The organism is Nonomuraea muscovyensis (assembly GCF_014207745.1).
GTDB classification, from domain to species: Bacteria; Actinomycetota; Actinomycetes; order Streptosporangiales; family Streptosporangiaceae; genus Nonomuraea; species Nonomuraea muscovyensis.
Genome location: NZ_JACHJB010000001.1, coordinates 1,903,686 through 1,918,210, shown reverse-complemented (window position 1 = coordinate 1,918,210; position 14,525 = coordinate 1,903,686). Strand labels below are relative to the sequence as shown.

Sequence of the window (14,525 nt, the reverse complement as noted above, 5' to 3'; positions counted from 1 at the left end):
TGCCGGCCTCACAGGTACGACGGGCCGGTCACGCGGTGCCGGAACGTCCACCACACCCACGCCTGGGAGGCGACCAGCAGCGGGATCAGCGCGAGGATCACCGGCGCCAGGAACGACGCCGTGGACCCCGCCGTGAGCGGCAGCCGCGCCCCGGCCAGCACGCCGATCACCACGAGCGCGCCGGCCGTGAGGGCATAGGTGCGGCCCTCGCCGGCGCCGCCGGACAGCACGGCCGCCCGCCGGCGCAGCTCGCCGCGCAGCCGCAGCGTGGCGAAGGCCAGCCCGTGCACGGCGAACAGCGCGGCCGGCACCAGCGCGGGCAGCACGGCGGCCGGCCCGCCGAGGCCGAGCAGCACGTGGCTCAGCAGGGCGCCCCAGCTCAGCGCGAGCCCCCAGCTCCCGGCGACGACGGCGCCGTCCCAGCACAGCCGCCAGCGGGCGCCCGGCAGGCGTCCGCGCAGCCACAGCCCCATGTCGCGCACCACCCACGCCACCAGCAGGCAGACGACCAGCGCGTAGTTGCCGTGCAGCAGCTCGGACTCCAGCTCGGGGAACATCCCTGCGAGCACCCCGGCGGTGGCGACCAGCCACACCTCGTTGCCGAGGAAGAACGGCGCGATGGCGGCGATGACCTCGCGCCGCTCGCCCCCGGAGCGGCCGAGGTACGGCAGCAGCATGCCGACCCCGATGTCGGCCCCGGCCAGCACGAGGTAGCCGATCGCGAAGAAGGCCAGGATGAAGATCTCCATGACGGGCTCCTCAGAAGGTCAGGGCGGGGGAGGGGGCGTCGAGCGGGCGGTCGCCCAGCGCCACGGCGTCGGGGCCGCGGCGGGCGGTCCTGGCCAGCAGCCAGTAGTTGATCACGATGAGCACGGCGAACACCGTCACGAACGCGGCCAGCGAGAACCGCACCTGGCCGGCGGAGACCGGCGACATTGCCTCGGCCGTCGTCAGCAGGCCGTACACGGCCCAGGGCTGGCGGCCCATCTCGCGGAAGATCCACCCGGCGATCATGGCGACGAACGGCAGCGGGATCATCGCGGTCAGCAGCCGGTGCCACAGCCGGAACCCCTGCACCAGCGGCCGGAACAGCATGAGCAGGAAGCTCGCCCCGGAGAAGAAGAACAGCACCGCGAAGGCCAGCATCATGGTCATCCCGCCGGCCTGCACCCACTCGACCGGCGGCAGGTAGTCGCCGGGTCCGTGCGCGGCGACCATCTCCGCCTGGGCCGCGGCCAGCCCCTCGGCGTCGTTCGTCCACGCGGCCGACTTGGCGGGCTGCAGCGTCTGGAAGCCGAGGCCGCCGAACGTCGCCGTGAACAGCGTCGCGGGCAGCGCCACCGCGATCCCGACGCGCAGCGACTTGCGGAAGAAGTCCTGCTCGGCGGTGCGCCTGCGCAGGTGGTAGGCGCTCACCCCGGCCATGAAGATCCCGCCCACGACCATCGCGCCGCCGAGCACGTGGAAGATGGCGACCTGGGCGGTGGGGTTGGCCACCAGCGCGCCGAAGTCGGTCATCCGCAGCCGGTCGCCCTCCAGCGCGTACCCGACGGGGTTCTGCAGGAAGCCGTTGGAGATGAGGATCCAGAACGCCGACGCGTAGGCCGTCAGCACGACCACCCAGATCAGCGCCAGGTGCGCCCACCGGTTCAGCTTGTTCCAGCCGAAGATCCACAGGCCGAGGAAGGTGGACTCGACGAAGAACGCCACCAGCGTCTCCATCGCCAGCGCGGCGCCGAACAGATTGCCCGCGTACTCGGTCAGCCCGCTCCACGACAGCCCGAGCTGGAACTCCATCACGAGCCCGGTGACGATGCCCATGGCGTAGTTGATGATGTAGAGCTGGCCCCAGAACCTCGTCATCCGCTCGTGCACGGGGCTGCCGGTGATCGTCGCCCAGGTCTGGATGACGGCCACCAGCGTCGCGAGTCCCAGGGTCAGCGCGACGAACAGGAAGTGCGCCCCTGCGGTGAGCGCGAACTGCAGGCGGGCGAGGTCCACGGTTTCCATGCCAGAGAGCATCCGGGTACGGCTCGCCGGGCCGCGTCAGCCCGGGGCGGGTACCTGGCGTACACCTCCGGCGTACCAGGGCCGCCCCGCGTACAACCCCGGGTGTATCAGGAGGTGAGCCAGCCCGGGGTGATCATGCCGGCCTCGTAGGCGAACACCACGAGCTGCGCCCGGTCGCGGGCGCCGAGCTTGGTCATGATGCGGCTGACGTGCGTCTTGGCCGTGGCCGGGCTGAGCACCAGCCGCGCGGCGATCTCGTCGTTGGACAGGCCGCTCGCGACGAGCGCCATGACCTCCCGCTCGCGCTCGGTCAGGGAGTTGAGCTCTGGGCCCGGCTCCGGCCGCTTGACCCGGCCGGCGAACTCCGCGATCAGCCGGCGGGTGATCGACGGCGCGATCAGCGCGTCGCCCCTGGCCACGACCCTGACGGCGTGGATCAGCTCGGCCGGCTCGGTGTCCTTGACGAGGAAGCCGCCGGCGCCGGAGCGCAGCGCGCCGTACACGTAGTCGTCGAGGTCGAACGTGGTCAGGATGATCACCCTGACGCCGTCGAGCCGGGGGTCGGCGACGATCCGGCGGGTCGCCTCCAGGCCGTCCAGCTCGGGCATGCGGATGTCCATGAGCACCACGTCGGGGCGCAGCTCGCGGGCCCTGGCCACGGCCTGCTCGCCGTTGGCGGCCTCGGCCACCACCTCGATGTCGTCCTCGTCGCTCAGGATGGACCGGAACCCGGCACGGACGAGGGTCTGGTCGTCGGCGAGCAGTACGCGGATCATCGGACTCCGATCACTTGGGGTCTGCCGGGGGGCGCAGGGGGAGGTCGGCCACGACGCGGAAGCCGCCCTCGGGGCGGGGACCCGCCTCCAGCGTGCCGCCGAGCGCGGCGGCCCGCTCGCGCATGCCGCGCACCCCGTAGCCGCTGCCTTCGGCGTAGGTCGCTCCGGGGCCGTCATCCTCCACCTGGATCACGATATGTCCGGACTTACTGCTGACGCTCAGCGTAGCCTCGGCGGTGCCGGAGTGCCGCGAGACGTTCGTCAGCGCCTCGCGGATGATGCGGGCCGCCGCCAGATCGACCTCCACCGGCACCTCGTCGAGCGAGCCGGACAACTCGGTCGTCACCCGCAGGCCGCTCGCGGCCACCAGCGCGTCGATCCGGGCCAGGCTGTCGGTGGGCGCGGTCGGCGCGTCCTCGTCCACCTGCCGCAGCACGCCGAGCGTGGTGCGCAGCTCGCGCAGCGTCTCCTTGCTCGTGTCCTTGATGGTGCGCAGGGCCGCCTCGGCCTTCTCGGGCCGTCTCTGCAGGCCGTGCAGCGCGGCGGCGGCCTGGACGTTGATCATCGAGATGTTGTGCCCGATCACGTCGTGCAGCTCCCGGGCGATGCGCAGCCGTTCCTCGCTCGCCCGCCGCCTGGCCTCCTCCTCCTTGGTGTGCTCGGCGTCGTGCGCGCGGCGTTCGGCCTCCTGGAGGTAGGCGCGGCGGTTGCGGGTGACGCCGCCGAACGCGATGCAGGCCACGACCCAGCCGGTGATGGCCAGGAACATGCTGTCGTCCACGTGCCGGACCCCGCCGGTCTCGCCGATGGCCATGGCCAGCACCGAGACGCCGCCGGTCGCGATGGCGGCGACCAGGTGGCCCTTGTCGGCGGCGGTGTAGAGGGCGAGGAACGACAGGACGATCAGCGGTCCGTCGTATCCCGCGAACCGGTAGTAGACGTCGACCGCCGCCACCACGGTGATCAGCGCCGCCAGGGGATAGCGCTCGCGGAGCAGCGCGCCGCCCGCCGCCACCAGTGGCAGGACGACGTCGAGGACGTTGGGCGTCCGGTCCTGCTCCAGCAGCGAGGCGACGACCGTGCCGGCCAGCACGATGACGACCATCGCGAACGAGACGACCGTGGTGGCCGGCAACCTGCGCATGCGCCCATTGTGCCCGGCCCCTGGTGCGGCCCGGCCCCTCGTGGGTAGAGGCCGGGCATGAGCACAGACGACGAACTGCGACAGGTCGAAGAGGATCTGGCCAGGTTGCGGGCCCAGAACAAGGAGGTCCGCGAGCAGATCGGTGACATCGGCGCCACCGACCCGATCGAGATCGGCGCGATGATCGCGATGGCCGACGAGCAGGAGCAGTTGATCAACGAGCTGGAACGCCGCCGCGACGAGTTGCGGCGGCGGCTCACCCAGAGCTGAGCGCCGCCGCCCGTCAGGTCCGCAGCGCCGCACCCACCTCGTGCAGGTGCCGCAGCGCCTGGCCGTACGAGTCGATCAGTCCTGTCTCCAGGTAGCTGACCCCGATCTCCTCGCAGTACTGCTGGACGATCGGCTGGGCGTGCCGCAGGTTGGGCGCCGGCATGTTCGGGAACAGGTGGTGCTCGATCTGGTAGTTGAGCTGGCCGAGCAGGACGTCGGTGAACAGCCCGCCCCGCACGTTGCGCGAGGTCAGCACCTGCTTGCGCAGGAAGTCGAGCTTGTCGTCCTTGGTCAGGATCGGCATGCCCTTGTGGTTGGGCGCGAACGTGGACCCCAGGTAGACGCCGAACAGGCCCTGGTGCACCAGCAGGAACACCAGGGCCTTGCCGGGTGACAGCACGGCGAAGATCGCACCGAGGTAGAGCGCGAAGTGCGCCACCAGCAGCGCCCCCTCCACGGGACGGCGCTTCGTCGTCGGGTCGGCGAGCGCCCGGAAGCTGGCGATGTGCAGGTGCCAGGCCTCCAGCGTGAGCAGCGGGAAGAACAGGAACGCCTGCCACCTGGCGACGAACCTGGGCAGGCCCTGGCTGCGCGCGGCCTGCTCGGTGGACCAGACGATCACCGCGGGGGACACGTCGGGGTCGTGGTCCTCGTGGTTGGGGTTGGCGTGGTGGCGGTTGTGCTTGGTGTTCCACCAGCCCCAGCCGAGGCCCACACCGAGGTTGCCGATCAGGAGTCCTACCACGTCGCTCGGCCGGCGGGTGCGGAAGACCTGCCGGTGGCCGAGGTCATGGGCCAGGAACCCGATCTGGGCGAAGATCACGGCCAGTGGCACGGCCACGAGGACCTGGAGCCACGAGTCGCCGACCCACCAGAAGAGCGCCCAGCAGCCGGCGTAGGCCGCCAGGACCAGGCTCAGCCGAACCGCGTAGTAGACGGGGCGCCGGTTCAGCAGACCGGCGTCGTTGATCTTCCTGGCCAGCCGGGCGAAGTCGCTGCCTCGGGCCTCCAGCGTGACGGGCTCTGCCACTGGTCTCCTCTCGTTGCGGTGCGGTTTCCCCCCAACCCTGGCGCATTCTCCCCGCCCGCGGTAGCACGCCACGGCAATGGGCCGCGGACGGGTCGCTACCCTGCAGAGGTGATCGAGGAGGAGGAGCCGCTCACCGAGGCGGCGGTGCGGGTCGTGACCGAGGTGTGGGGCCTTTCAGGCCGGGCGGAACGGCTGCGCGGGGGCGAGGAGTCGGCCGCCTACCGGCTGGGCGAGTACGTGGTCAGGATCGGCCCGGCGGGGCACGACCCGGCGCAGGCCGAGTGGTGCCACGCCATCGCCGCCCACGCCGCCCGCGCGGTGCCGGAGGCCGTGGCGCCGCTGCCCACCCCCGCCGGTGCGACGCTCGTCCGGGTGGGCGACCGGTCGGTGTCGGTGTGGCCGTACGTGGCGGGCTCGGCGGCCGATGAACCCACCGCCGCCGAGCTGGTGGGAGGTGCCCGGCTGCTCGCCCGTCTGCACCGCGCGCTGGCCGGCCTGCGTCCGCCGGTTCGCCCGCGGCCCGCGTTCCAGGAGACCGGCCTGTACGGCGAGCCGCCCGCCGACGCCCCCGAACTCGCCGACCCGGAGCTGGACCGCTGGCTGGCGGCCTTCCACGTCGCCCACCCGAGGCGCCACCCGCTGCACGGCGACTACCACACCGGCAACGTCCTGTTCCGGCACGGCACACCTGTCGCGGTGCTCGACTGGGACGAGGTGTTCACGGGCGCCCCGGAGGTGGAGCTGGCGGCCGCCGCGGCCGAATGGGCCGACTACGAACCCGGCCCGGCCAAGGAGTTCGCGGCCGCCTACCACGAGGCCGGCGGGACGGCCGGTGAGCTGGACGACGAGACGACGGCCCAGCTCGTCCGGCACAAGATCCGCCGCGAGTGCGCGTACTTCCGCAAGGCCGTGAGCAGGGGCGACACCCACGACGACGACGCCCTCGCCTACCACCACGACCGGCTCGCCCTGTTCCACGAGCTGCGCCCCTGACCCGCCGGGGGACACACCGGCGGGGGTCCGCCGTGATCGGGCGAACCGTTCCTAGGGTGCGGCCATGGGCTTCTTCGTGGTCACCTTCCTGGTGCTGGTGGCCGGGGCGCTGCTGCACCCGCTCGTCGACCGCGCGCCCGAGCGACGCACCCGCCGCCGCGTGGTGGAGCTGGCGCTGCTGTGGTTCGTGGCCGGGGGCGGGATGCTGTCCATCATCGGCGGGCTGTCGCACATCGGCCCGTACGCGCCGGAGGTGGCGGACAGCATCGGGTTCGCGCACAGCCCGTTCCAGTGGGAGGTGGGCTGGGCGGACATCGCGGTCGGCCTCATCGGCTTCCTCAGCATCTGGAACCGCGGGTCGTTCATGACCGCCGCCGTCATCGCGACGGCCGTCCTCTACTGGGGCGACGCCATCGGGCACGTGATGCAGTGGGTGGCGCACGGCAACACCGCCCCGAACAACGTCTGGACCATCCCCACCGACGTCCTGCAGCCGCTGGTCGCGGTCGTGCTGCTGGTCGCCTACCGGCGATCGGCCCGCTGGGAGGCGCGTCCGTGAGCCCGTCCGGGCGATCTTTCACCCCACGACGTCAGCCGGAGCGCCCGCGGGGGCTAGGCGAAGGCCCTGGCCTTGAGCGAGGGGAAGCGCCGCGTGGCGCGCAGGAACGTCTTGAATCCGGTCCTGGCCAACCGGTTGCCGCCGACGAACTGGTGGGCCGCCTGCAGCGAGTCGCGCACGGCGGCGAAGCCGTACCGCCGCATCTCGGCCTCGTACCGGGAGATGGCGGTGATCGGGTCGAGACCGCTGGTGAGCGCCCCGCTGAGCAGGCGGGCGTCGCGCAGCGCGATGTTGGCGCCGATGCCGCGCATCGGCGTCATGCTGTGGATGGCGTCGCCGATCAGGGTGACGGCGGTGGGCTGCCATGGCTCGATCGGGACCGAGGTGCGGATCGGCAGCAGCGAGACCGACTCGGGGTCACTCCTGGCGACCAGCTCGCGCAGGTCGGGATGCCATGACCCGATCATCCGCGCCACCGTGGCCTTGAGCTGTTCGCCCGTCATGTCGGAGACGTCGCTGGGGAAGCGGCCCTCCGCGGCGCCGACCGCCCACAGGACGTAGCCGGCGGTGTTGTCCATGAGCGCGCCCGCCTGCTCCGTCACCCCGATGCCGGCCACGGGGGTGCGGCCGTCCACGTCGTGGGGAGCGCAGAACATGCCCATGCCGGCCGGCGGGATGACGCTGTTCGGGCCGGCCGTGAGGCGCGGAGAGACGAGCCTCCTCGTCTCGGCGGTCAGCGGGAACTTGCCGGCCACGGTGGTGATGCCGGTGTCGACGCGCTCGGCGTGCGGCAGGTACTGCCGGCGCACCCGGGAGTTGCCGCCGTCGGCGGCGACCACGACGTCGGCCGTGGCGCTGGAGCCGTCGGCGAAGAACAGCTCGGTCCGCCCGTCCGGCCGCCGCTCGTAGCGCTCGAACGTGCTGCCGAACCGCACGGTGTCCTCAAGACCGGACAGCAGCACCTGCCGGAGCGTGATGCGGCTGACCGAATGGTGGTCGTCGGCCGGATCGGCCGCGGGACGCGTTTCGAGCAGGGTGAGCAGCTCCAGCCGTTCGGTGAGGAAGCCGAAGTCCTGGCCGCCCCTGCCGGTCGTGTCGAGGAACGCCCGCCACAGGCGGGGCGGCAGGCAGTCGTGCAGCGCACGGGCGCCCTGCGGGTCGATGTGCACGCGGTAGCCCTGAAGCCGGTCGGCTGGCGTGCGGTCACGCTCGTAGACGGTGACGGTGCGGCCCGCCCTGCGCAACCCCTGGGCGAGACAGAGTCCGCCGATACCGCCGCCGATGATCGCGATGTCGTAGGTCATGAGGCAACTATCATCCAGACGGATGATTCTGTCAACCATCCGGATGGTTGATAGTGTGGGGCGGCATGAGGCGAGCACCAGAGGAGAAGCAGCGCGACCCCGAGCGCACGAAGGCGCGCATCCTGGACGCGGCGCTGCGCGAGTTCGCGGCGAAGGGCTTCGCCGGGGCGCGGGTGAGCGAGATCGCCGCCGGCGCCGGCGTCAACAAGCAGCTGATCTCCTACTACTTCGGCGGCAAGGAGGGCCTGTACGAGGCGCTGACCGGACGCTGGCAGAGCCAGGAGAGCGCCTTCGCCGACCAGGACGCCCCGCTCGGACGGCTCGTCGCCGACTACGTCCGGGCCACCACGGCCCACCGCGACTTCGGCAAGGTCATGATCTGGCAGGGCCTAGCCGACGACGGGCGGCCGGACCCGGCGCTGGAGGAGGACATGCGAAGCAACGTCGAGCGGTTGCGGGCCAGGCAGGAGGCCGGTGAGATCCCCGCCGACGTCGACCCGGCCGCGCTGCTGGTGATGCTGTTCGCCGTGGCCTCGGCGGGCGTCTCCTTCCCGCAGCTCGTCCGGGCGGCCATGGGCCTCGATCCGGCCTCACCCGAGTTCGGCGCCCACTACGCCGAGCAGGTGGAACGGCTGGTGACTCACCTGCGCGCCCCGGGCCAGGAGCGGCCCACCGCCTAGGACGCGGTCACCCTCGCCGCGCTCCGCGACGAGGGCTACGGTCTGGCGTCAGGAGTCCTGCAGGCGGTCGAAGAGCCGCAGCGCCGCCCGCCGCACGTCGTCGGGAGCCAGCCCGTCGAGCGTCTGCCTGGCCTGGGCCGTGTCGCGGGTCGTGGCCAGGGTGATGGCCACGGACGCCGCCGCGGCGCGGTCGAGCGATCCCGCGGGTGCGGCGTCCGCCAGCTCCTGGGCACTCGCGGCGAGGTCGAGGTTGTCGGTCAACGGGCCTCCTCGGATGGTGACGGCACGGCTCATTGGATCACCTGGAGTCGTGCCCGATCCACCCATCGTGCCATTCGTGCCGCGAACCGCCCGCCTCAGGCGGCTCTCAGCGGGTCGTGGCCCGCCGGGAGCCGCCGCCGCGCTCGGCGTCGCACTCCTCGATCGCCGTGGTCATGAGGGCCCGCCTGCCCGACGCTCTCGGGCCTACGCACCCGGCACGGCCAGCCCCGCCTCGTACGCGGCGATCACGGCCTGCACCCGGTCGCGCAGCCCCAGCTTGGCCAGCAGGTTGCTGACGTGCGTCTTCACCGTGTGCTCGCTCACCACCATGGCCTCGGCGATCTCCGCGTTGGACAGTCCGCGGGCGATGAGCTGCAACGTCTCGCGTTCCCGGGCGGTCAGCACCTCCAGCGCCTCGGCGCGGGTCTGCCGGGGCCGGGCCGCCGGACCCGCGGCGAACTGCGAGATGAGCCTGCGGGTCACCGTCGGCGCCAGCAGCGCCTCGCCGGCCGCCACCACGCGGACGGCGTTCACCAGGTCGTCGCGGCGCACGTCCTTGAGCAGGAACCCGCTGGCGCCCGCCCGCAGCGCGTCGTAGACGTAGTCGTCGTGGTCGAACGTGGTCAGCATGAGCACCCGGCAGCCCGTCTCGGCGCACACGATCCTGGCCGCCTCGATGCCGTCCATCCTGGGCATGCGGATGTCCAGCAGCAGCACGTCGGGCTCGTGCTCGCGGACGGCCGCCACAGCCGCGACGCCGTCGTCCGCCTCGGCGACCACGTCGATGTCGGGCTGGGCGTCCAGGATCATCGCGAACCCGCCCCGGACCAGTTCCTGGTCGTCCGCCACCACGATGCGCACGCTCACAGCCACACCCTCCCCTTCCTGTCCCTCATGTTCACGCTCCTGCTCACGGGCACGGCCCCGCCACCGGCAGCCGTGCCGACACCTGGAACCCCGGGCCGTCCGGGCGCGGCCCGGCCGTGGCGGTGCCGCCGCAGGCGGCGGCGCGCTCGCGGATGCCGATGAGGCCGTGCCCGCCGGAGGGCAGCCCGTGGCCCGAGCCCCGGCCGTCGTCGGTGATGTCGATCAGGAGGCCGCCGTCCTCCCAGGTCAGCCGGATGTCCGCGTGGCGGGCCCCGGCGTGCTTGACGGTGTTGGTGAGCGCCTCCTGCGTGATGCGGTACGCGGCGACGGCGCTGTCCGGGGCGAGTGCCCGGGGGGTGCCGGAGGAGCTGAAGCCCACCTCGAGCCCGGCGCCCGAGACCTGTCGCGCCAGCGCGGGCAGGTCGTCCACGGTCGGCTGCGGCGCGCGCGGCGCCTCGTCCTCCTTGAGCAGGCCGAGCATCCGCCTGAGCTGCCCCATCGCGTCACGTCCGGTGGCCGCGATCGCGTCGAAGGCCGCCTCGGCCCGGGCCGGGTCGCTCCTGACCACCACGGGCCCGGCTTCGGCCTGGACGACCATGAGGCTGACCGCGTGGGCGAGGATGTCGTGCATGTCGCGGGCGATCCTGGCCCGCTCCCGCTCGGCCGCGCGTTCGGCCTCCATCTGACGCTCCCTCTCCAGTTGTTCGGCGCGTTCCTCCAGGGCGGCCGCGTGCGCGCGGGAGGTGGCGGCGGCCCGGCCGATGGCGTACGCGGCGACGAACAGCACGACTCCGCGCAGGGCGGTCTCGGACGAGCCGACCGTCGCGAGGCCGCCGGTGAGGGTGAAGACCAGCATGGTCAGCCGCAGCCAGCGGACCGAGCGGGAGGCGACCGTGTAGAACGCGACGAGGGCGCCGTACCAGATGGGCTGGCGCGCCACGTGGTCGGCGAGGTCGTACAGGGAGCCGGCGCAGAGGCTGGCGACGAGCACGACGGCGGGTGCGCGGCGCCGCCACACCAGCGGCGCCGACGCAGCGACGACGACCACGTAGCCCCACCAGTCCCACGGGAGGCCGGTGCGGTCGTCGGCCGTCAGCAGCGGCCACATCTGGACGACCAGGATGACGGCGGCGAGCGCCCCGTCCACCAGCAGGGTGGGGAGCGCTCGCAAGCGGCGGAGGGCCATGTCGACCAGTGTCGGATGGGGCACGGCGTCCCATCTTTCCGTGAACCGGGCGGCAGCCGGACGCCCGGTCTCACGCATGGACGGGGATGTGCCTGGGCGCGGGCGCGGAACGGCGGGCCAGCGGCAGGAACGAGACCAGCAGCAGCAGCGCGCCCACGGGGATGAAGTCGCGGTCGATGATCGGCAGCGCGAGGTCGAGCAGCACGAGCAGGGGCGTCCACGCCTTGACCAGGCGGCGCGCGGCGAGGTGGGTGACGAGCATGAGCTGGGCGGCGTAGAAGAGGAAGGGCCCGGCGTCGTAGACGGCGAGCTGGACGCCCGGTACGGCCTTCACCTGGTCGAACAGCACGCCCATCCCGGCGTGGTCGGCGGCCATGAAGCCCACGACGATGTCGATCACGAACTGGGTGCCCGCGCAGGCCAGGCCCGCGACGCCGATCACGAGGCCGGCGGTGGCCAAGGGGGTGCCGCCCAGCATCCGCCTCATCTCACGAAATATCGGGACGAAGAGCACCAGGGCGGCGAGGAAGGCGAGATGGCCGGTGGTCCAGGCGAGACCCGGACCCCGTTCGCCGTCGAAACCGTCGGCGATCCTGATCAGCCCGTAGGCCAGGATCAGCAGCGGGGCGGCGACGAAGGCGGTGCGGACGTTCATCTGCGGTGGCTCCTTCAGGGGGGGCTGAGGTCGTGCCGCAATCCTGGCGTTCGCCCTGGTCCGGAGGGATCGCCGAGCCGGGCGATCTGTCGGCTCCCTCTCAAGAGGGAGTCCGTCGCCCGGTCGGGTGAGAGCGCAATCGCTGCGGATGGACGGGACGGCCCCGGCGACGTTACTCCGGAGTTCACTTCATCGGCCGTTCGCCGCCGCTGGTCAGAGCCTCGGCGGGCATGAGTCGGCATTTGCGCGAAATGCCGGATCGGGGCCGCCGGCGCTGCTGTGTGGCAGGCATCCTCGCTGGTCGAACCGCGTGTTGAAGGTTAAACCAACGTAGGAGTAAGAACGCGTACACGAATATTTGCTGGTCATTTACCGCAAGTGCGCAACCAGGGCTTTCGGCGGCGTGTCCGGTCAAGTCTCATTTAATGACCGGGATTAGTAGTGATTTATGTGGATGTGGGTGCTAACGTCCCGTTTTGAAATGAAAATCCCGATCACGGGGGGGAGAGCGCGATGACGCTCAACGGATTCAAGGCCGGCTGGGGCGGCTGCGGACGACGCCGTTGCGGATGCGGCGGATGGGGAGGCTGTCGCCGCCGCTGGTGGGGCGGTGGCGGCTGCGGATGGGGCGGCGGATGGCGCCGCCGGGGCTGGTGGTGGTAGAAGCCCCAAGTGAGAGCCGGCGGGCTACCCGCCGGCTCTCGCTCTCTGCCAGGGACCGGGCGGACCGGGCGGCGCTCGCGCCGGCCGTGTCCATCCGCCGTACCTTCCGGGAGTTCTGGCCGGACACGCGGGGGCTGCGCTGGCTGTTCGCGGTCGGCGGGGTGTTCGCGATCGCGGCCGCCCTCAGCGAGGTCGCCGCGATCGCCCTGTTCGGGCACATCACCGACGAGGTGCTCGTGACACGGGACCTGGGGGCCTTCTGGCGGCCCGCGGCGGCCTGGCTGGGCCTCGCGGCGCTCGCCGGCGCGAGCGCGTTCGGCGGTGCGTACGTCACCGCCCTCGCGGCCGAACGGTTCCTGCTCAAGCTGCGCGACAGGATCTACGCCCACGTCCAGACGCTGTCACCGGACTACTTCGAGAACCGCAGGCTGGGCGACCTGATGGCCCGGCTCACCGACGACATCGAGTCGATCGAGCAGTTGGTGGGATCGGGGCTGGTCAAGGTGTTCACCACCGTGGCCAGCGTCATCTTCTTCGCCGGGGCGGCCTTCTTCGTCCGGTGGGACCTCGCGCTGATCACGATGGCGCTGATCCCCTGCTTCCTCGTGGTGTCGAAGGTGTTCGCGGGCCGGTTCAGGACCGCCGCCGCCAGCGAGCGGCTCAGCAACGGCGCGATGAACAGCGTCATCGAGGAGAGCCTGGCCAACCAGTCGCTGGTGCAGGCGTACAACCGCCAGGCCACCGAGTCCAGGCGGCTGCACGTGGAGGGGCGCGGCTGGCTGCGCGCCAACATGTCGCAGGCCCGCCTGTCCGGCCTGTACGGCCCGATCGTGCAGGTCATCGAGACCGTCAGCATGATCGTCATCCTCGGCTTCGGCGCGTGGGAGATCGCCGCCGGGCGCCTGACACTGGGCGGCCTGCTGGCCTTCGCCGCGTACCTGGCGCTGCTCTACCCGGCCGTGCAGGGGCTGGGCGAGATCGCGCTGTCGGTGTCGGAGGCCGCGGCAGGCTCCGACCGGGTCATGGAGGTCCTGCGGTCGCGGCCGGCCGTCACCGACCGCCGCACCGCCATCACCCTCGTCTCGCGCAGCCGCGGGCATGTCGAGTTCGAGGACGTCGACTTCACCTACCCGGGCCGCCGGCGGCCGACGCTCCAGCAGGTGTCCTTCACCGCCGAGCCGGGGCAGCTCATCGTCTGCACCGGACCGAGCGGGGCGGGCAAGTCGACCCTGGCCAAGCTGCTGCTGAGGTTCTACGAACCGGACTCGGGGCGGATCCTGCTCGACGGCGTGGACATCCGTGACCTGACGCGGGCCTCGCTCCGCGACAACGTCACCGTCCTGCACCAGGAGAGCATGCTGTTCTCCGGCACGGTGCGGGAGAACATCGCCTACGGCCGTCCGGGGGCCACGCTCGACCAGGTGATCCGCGCCGCGGAGCTGGCCGGGGTGCACGACTTCGTCAGCACGCTGCCCCGGGGGTACGAGACGCCGGTCGGGCAGCGAGGCAGGCTCCTGTCGGGCGGGCAGCGGCAGCGCATCGCCATCGCCAGAGCGCTGGTGCGCGACGCGCCGGTGCTGGTGCTCGACGAGCCGATGACCGGGCTGGACGAGGTGACGGCCGGGCGCGTCATGGAGCCGTTGCGACGGCTGATGGCTGGGCGGACCACGATCCTCATCACGCACGACCTGCGGCACGTGCCGCGGGGAGCGCGCTCGATCGTGCTGGAACCGGCCCACCGCCGGGACGGGATCAGGCTCAGGCGGGTGGGTGCCCGCATCCGGCACCACCGCCCGCACGACGACCGTGTCAGGAGCACCGCCCTCACCGAATGACCGACCCGCGTCACGACCGCGACCCGCGTCACGACCGCGACCGCGACCGCGACCGAAAACTGTTGGCGACCGCGAGCGGCACGTTGTTACGCTCGCGGTTGTCCTGTCGTCTATCCCATGGGTGGCTGTGCGCCCCCAGGAGAGTGGTGGTTTATGACCCGCCCCGCGCCCGGCGCGCCTCGCCCCACCGTGGACTCGTCCCACCGCCGTCGTCTCTGACGGACCCGGGGCGCCCACCGTGCCAGGCCTGCCCGGTCACGCATGATCGCGCGAGGTCCGCTCGGGCTTCCTT

15 protein-coding genes are annotated in these 14,525 nt (G+C 72.1%); 5 read left to right on the top strand and 10 right to left on the bottom strand.

Features of this window, described 5'->3' with window-relative positions:
* Window positions 1-8 precede the first annotated feature (8 nt).
* The 4 genes from FHU36_RS08960 to FHU36_RS08945 all read right to left on the bottom strand — a co-directional run bounded on the left by FHU36_RS08960 (window position 9) and on the right by FHU36_RS08945 (window position 3,930).
* On the bottom strand, window positions 9-749 hold the full coding sequence (locus tag FHU36_RS08960; RefSeq protein ID WP_185083277.1) for a cytochrome d ubiquinol oxidase subunit II: 741 nt from the start codon (window positions 747-749) through the stop codon (window positions 9-11).
* 10 nt (window positions 750-759) lie between these two features.
* Window positions 760-2,010 (bottom strand): cytochrome ubiquinol oxidase subunit I, encoded by a 1,251-nt coding sequence (locus FHU36_RS08955; RefSeq protein ID WP_185083276.1) that lies wholly within the window; start codon window positions 2,008-2,010, stop codon window positions 760-762.
* Window positions 2,011-2,117: 107 nt separating this feature from the next.
* Window positions 2,118-2,786: a response regulator gene (locus FHU36_RS08950; RefSeq protein WP_185083275.1), complete on the bottom strand. Its 669-nt coding sequence runs from the start codon at window positions 2,784-2,786 to the stop codon at window positions 2,118-2,120.
* 10 nt (window positions 2,787-2,796) lie between these two features.
* Window positions 2,797-3,930 carry a sensor histidine kinase gene (locus tag FHU36_RS08945; protein ID WP_185083274.1) on the bottom strand — a complete coding sequence of 378 codons (1,134 nt, stop codon included), beginning with the start codon at window positions 3,928-3,930 and terminating at the stop codon, window positions 2,797-2,799.
* Window positions 3,931-3,987: 57 nt separating this feature from the next.
* Between FHU36_RS08945 and FHU36_RS08940 the strand changes: the two genes are divergently transcribed.
* On the top strand, window positions 3,988-4,200 hold the full coding sequence (locus FHU36_RS08940; RefSeq protein WP_185083273.1) for a hypothetical protein: 213 nt from the start codon (window positions 3,988-3,990) through the stop codon (window positions 4,198-4,200).
* Window positions 4,201-4,213: 13 nt separating this feature from the next.
* Here the strand turns inward: FHU36_RS08940 and FHU36_RS08935 are convergent, their stop codons facing one another.
* Window positions 4,214-5,230 (bottom strand): fatty acid desaturase family protein, encoded by a 1,017-nt coding sequence (locus FHU36_RS08935; protein ID WP_185083272.1) that lies wholly within the window; start codon window positions 5,228-5,230, stop codon window positions 4,214-4,216.
* Between the two features lie 108 nt (window positions 5,231-5,338).
* On the opposite strand from FHU36_RS08935, the gene FHU36_RS08930 reads away from it, so the two are divergent.
* Together FHU36_RS08930 and FHU36_RS08925 are read left to right on the top strand one after the other, a co-directional pair.
* Window positions 5,339-6,223 carry a phosphotransferase enzyme family protein gene (locus FHU36_RS08930; RefSeq protein WP_185083271.1) on the top strand — a complete coding sequence of 295 codons (885 nt, stop codon included), beginning with the start codon at window positions 5,339-5,341 and terminating at the stop codon, window positions 6,221-6,223.
* A 64-nt stretch (window positions 6,224-6,287) separates the two neighbouring features.
* Window positions 6,288-6,782: a DUF6790 family protein gene (locus FHU36_RS08925; RefSeq protein WP_185083270.1), complete on the top strand. Its 495-nt coding sequence runs from the start codon at window positions 6,288-6,290 to the stop codon at window positions 6,780-6,782.
* A 53-nt stretch (window positions 6,783-6,835) separates the two neighbouring features.
* Here FHU36_RS08925 and FHU36_RS08920 read toward each other — a convergent pair whose 3' ends face one another.
* Window positions 6,836-8,086: an FAD-dependent oxidoreductase gene (locus FHU36_RS08920; protein ID WP_185083269.1), complete on the bottom strand. Its 1,251-nt coding sequence runs from the start codon at window positions 8,084-8,086 to the stop codon at window positions 6,836-6,838.
* A gap of 65 nt (window positions 8,087-8,151) precedes the next feature.
* Here FHU36_RS08920 and FHU36_RS08915 point away from each other — a divergent pair, with 65 nt between their 5' ends.
* Entirely contained in the window at window positions 8,152-8,766 is a 615-nt protein-coding gene (locus FHU36_RS08915) for a TetR/AcrR family transcriptional regulator (RefSeq protein ID WP_185083268.1), read from the top strand.
* Window positions 8,767-8,814: 48 nt separating this feature from the next.
* Here FHU36_RS08915 and FHU36_RS08910 read toward each other — a convergent pair whose 3' ends face one another.
* The 4 genes from FHU36_RS08910 to FHU36_RS08895 form a co-directional block, all read right to left on the bottom strand.
* The gene (locus FHU36_RS08910) at window positions 8,815-9,027 is read right to left on the bottom strand and encodes a hypothetical protein (RefSeq protein ID WP_185083267.1); all 213 of its coding nucleotides are present in this window, start codon (window positions 9,025-9,027) and stop codon (window positions 8,815-8,817) included.
* A gap of 204 nt (window positions 9,028-9,231) precedes the next feature.
* Window positions 9,232-9,894: a response regulator gene (locus tag FHU36_RS08905; RefSeq protein ID WP_185083266.1), complete on the bottom strand. Its 663-nt coding sequence runs from the start codon at window positions 9,892-9,894 to the stop codon at window positions 9,232-9,234.
* Between the two features lie 43 nt (window positions 9,895-9,937).
* The gene (locus tag FHU36_RS08900; protein ID WP_185083265.1) at window positions 9,938-11,080 is read right to left on the bottom strand and encodes a sensor histidine kinase; all 1,143 of its coding nucleotides are present in this window, start codon (window positions 11,078-11,080) and stop codon (window positions 9,938-9,940) included.
* 70 nt (window positions 11,081-11,150) lie between these two features.
* A complete protein-coding gene (locus FHU36_RS08895) occupies window positions 11,151-11,735 on the bottom strand; it encodes a hypothetical protein (protein WP_185083264.1) in 585 nt (194 codons plus the stop codon).
* A gap of 578 nt (window positions 11,736-12,313) precedes the next feature.
* On the opposite strand from FHU36_RS08895, the gene FHU36_RS08890 reads away from it, so the two are divergent.
* Complete coding sequence (locus tag FHU36_RS08890) at window positions 12,314-14,233, top strand: ABC transporter ATP-binding protein (RefSeq protein WP_185083263.1); 1,920 nt, start codon at window positions 12,314-12,316, stop codon at window positions 14,231-14,233.
* The last annotated feature ends 292 nt before the right edge of the window (window positions 14,234-14,525 follow it).

What these genes read in the sequence shown, in the direction of transcription:
- FHU36_RS08920 (WP_185083269.1), bottom strand. Translation starts at nt 8,086, where the DNA reads ATGACCTACGACATCGCGATCATCGGCGGCGGTATCGGCGGACTCTGT.
- FHU36_RS08890 (WP_185083263.1), top strand. Translation starts at nt 12,314, where the DNA reads ATGGGGAGGCTGTCGCCGCCGCTGGTGGGGCGGTGGCGGCTGCGGATG.
- FHU36_RS08940 (WP_185083273.1), top strand. Translation starts at nt 3,988, where the DNA reads ATGAGCACAGACGACGAACTGCGACAGGTCGAAGAGGATCTGGCCAGG.
- FHU36_RS08950 (WP_185083275.1), bottom strand. Translation starts at nt 2,786, where the DNA reads ATGATCCGCGTACTGCTCGCCGACGACCAGACCCTCGTCCGTGCCGGG.
- FHU36_RS08925 (WP_185083270.1), top strand. Translation starts at nt 6,288, where the DNA reads ATGGGCTTCTTCGTGGTCACCTTCCTGGTGCTGGTGGCCGGGGCGCTG.
- FHU36_RS08960 (WP_185083277.1), bottom strand. Translation starts at nt 749, where the DNA reads ATGGAGATCTTCATCCTGGCCTTCTTCGCGATCGGCTACCTCGTGCTG.
- FHU36_RS08945 (WP_185083274.1), bottom strand. Translation starts at nt 3,930, where the DNA reads ATGCGCAGGTTGCCGGCCACCACGGTCGTCTCGTTCGCGATGGTCGTC.
- FHU36_RS08895 (WP_185083264.1), bottom strand. Translation starts at nt 11,735, where the DNA reads ATGAACGTCCGCACCGCCTTCGTCGCCGCCCCGCTGCTGATCCTGGCC.
- FHU36_RS08915 (WP_185083268.1), top strand. Translation starts at nt 8,152, where the DNA reads ATGAGGCGAGCACCAGAGGAGAAGCAGCGCGACCCCGAGCGCACGAAG.
- FHU36_RS08900 (WP_185083265.1), bottom strand. Translation starts at nt 11,080, where the DNA reads ATGGCCCTCCGCCGCTTGCGAGCGCTCCCCACCCTGCTGGTGGACGGG.
- FHU36_RS08955 (WP_185083276.1), bottom strand. Translation starts at nt 2,010, where the DNA reads ATGGAAACCGTGGACCTCGCCCGCCTGCAGTTCGCGCTCACCGCAGGG.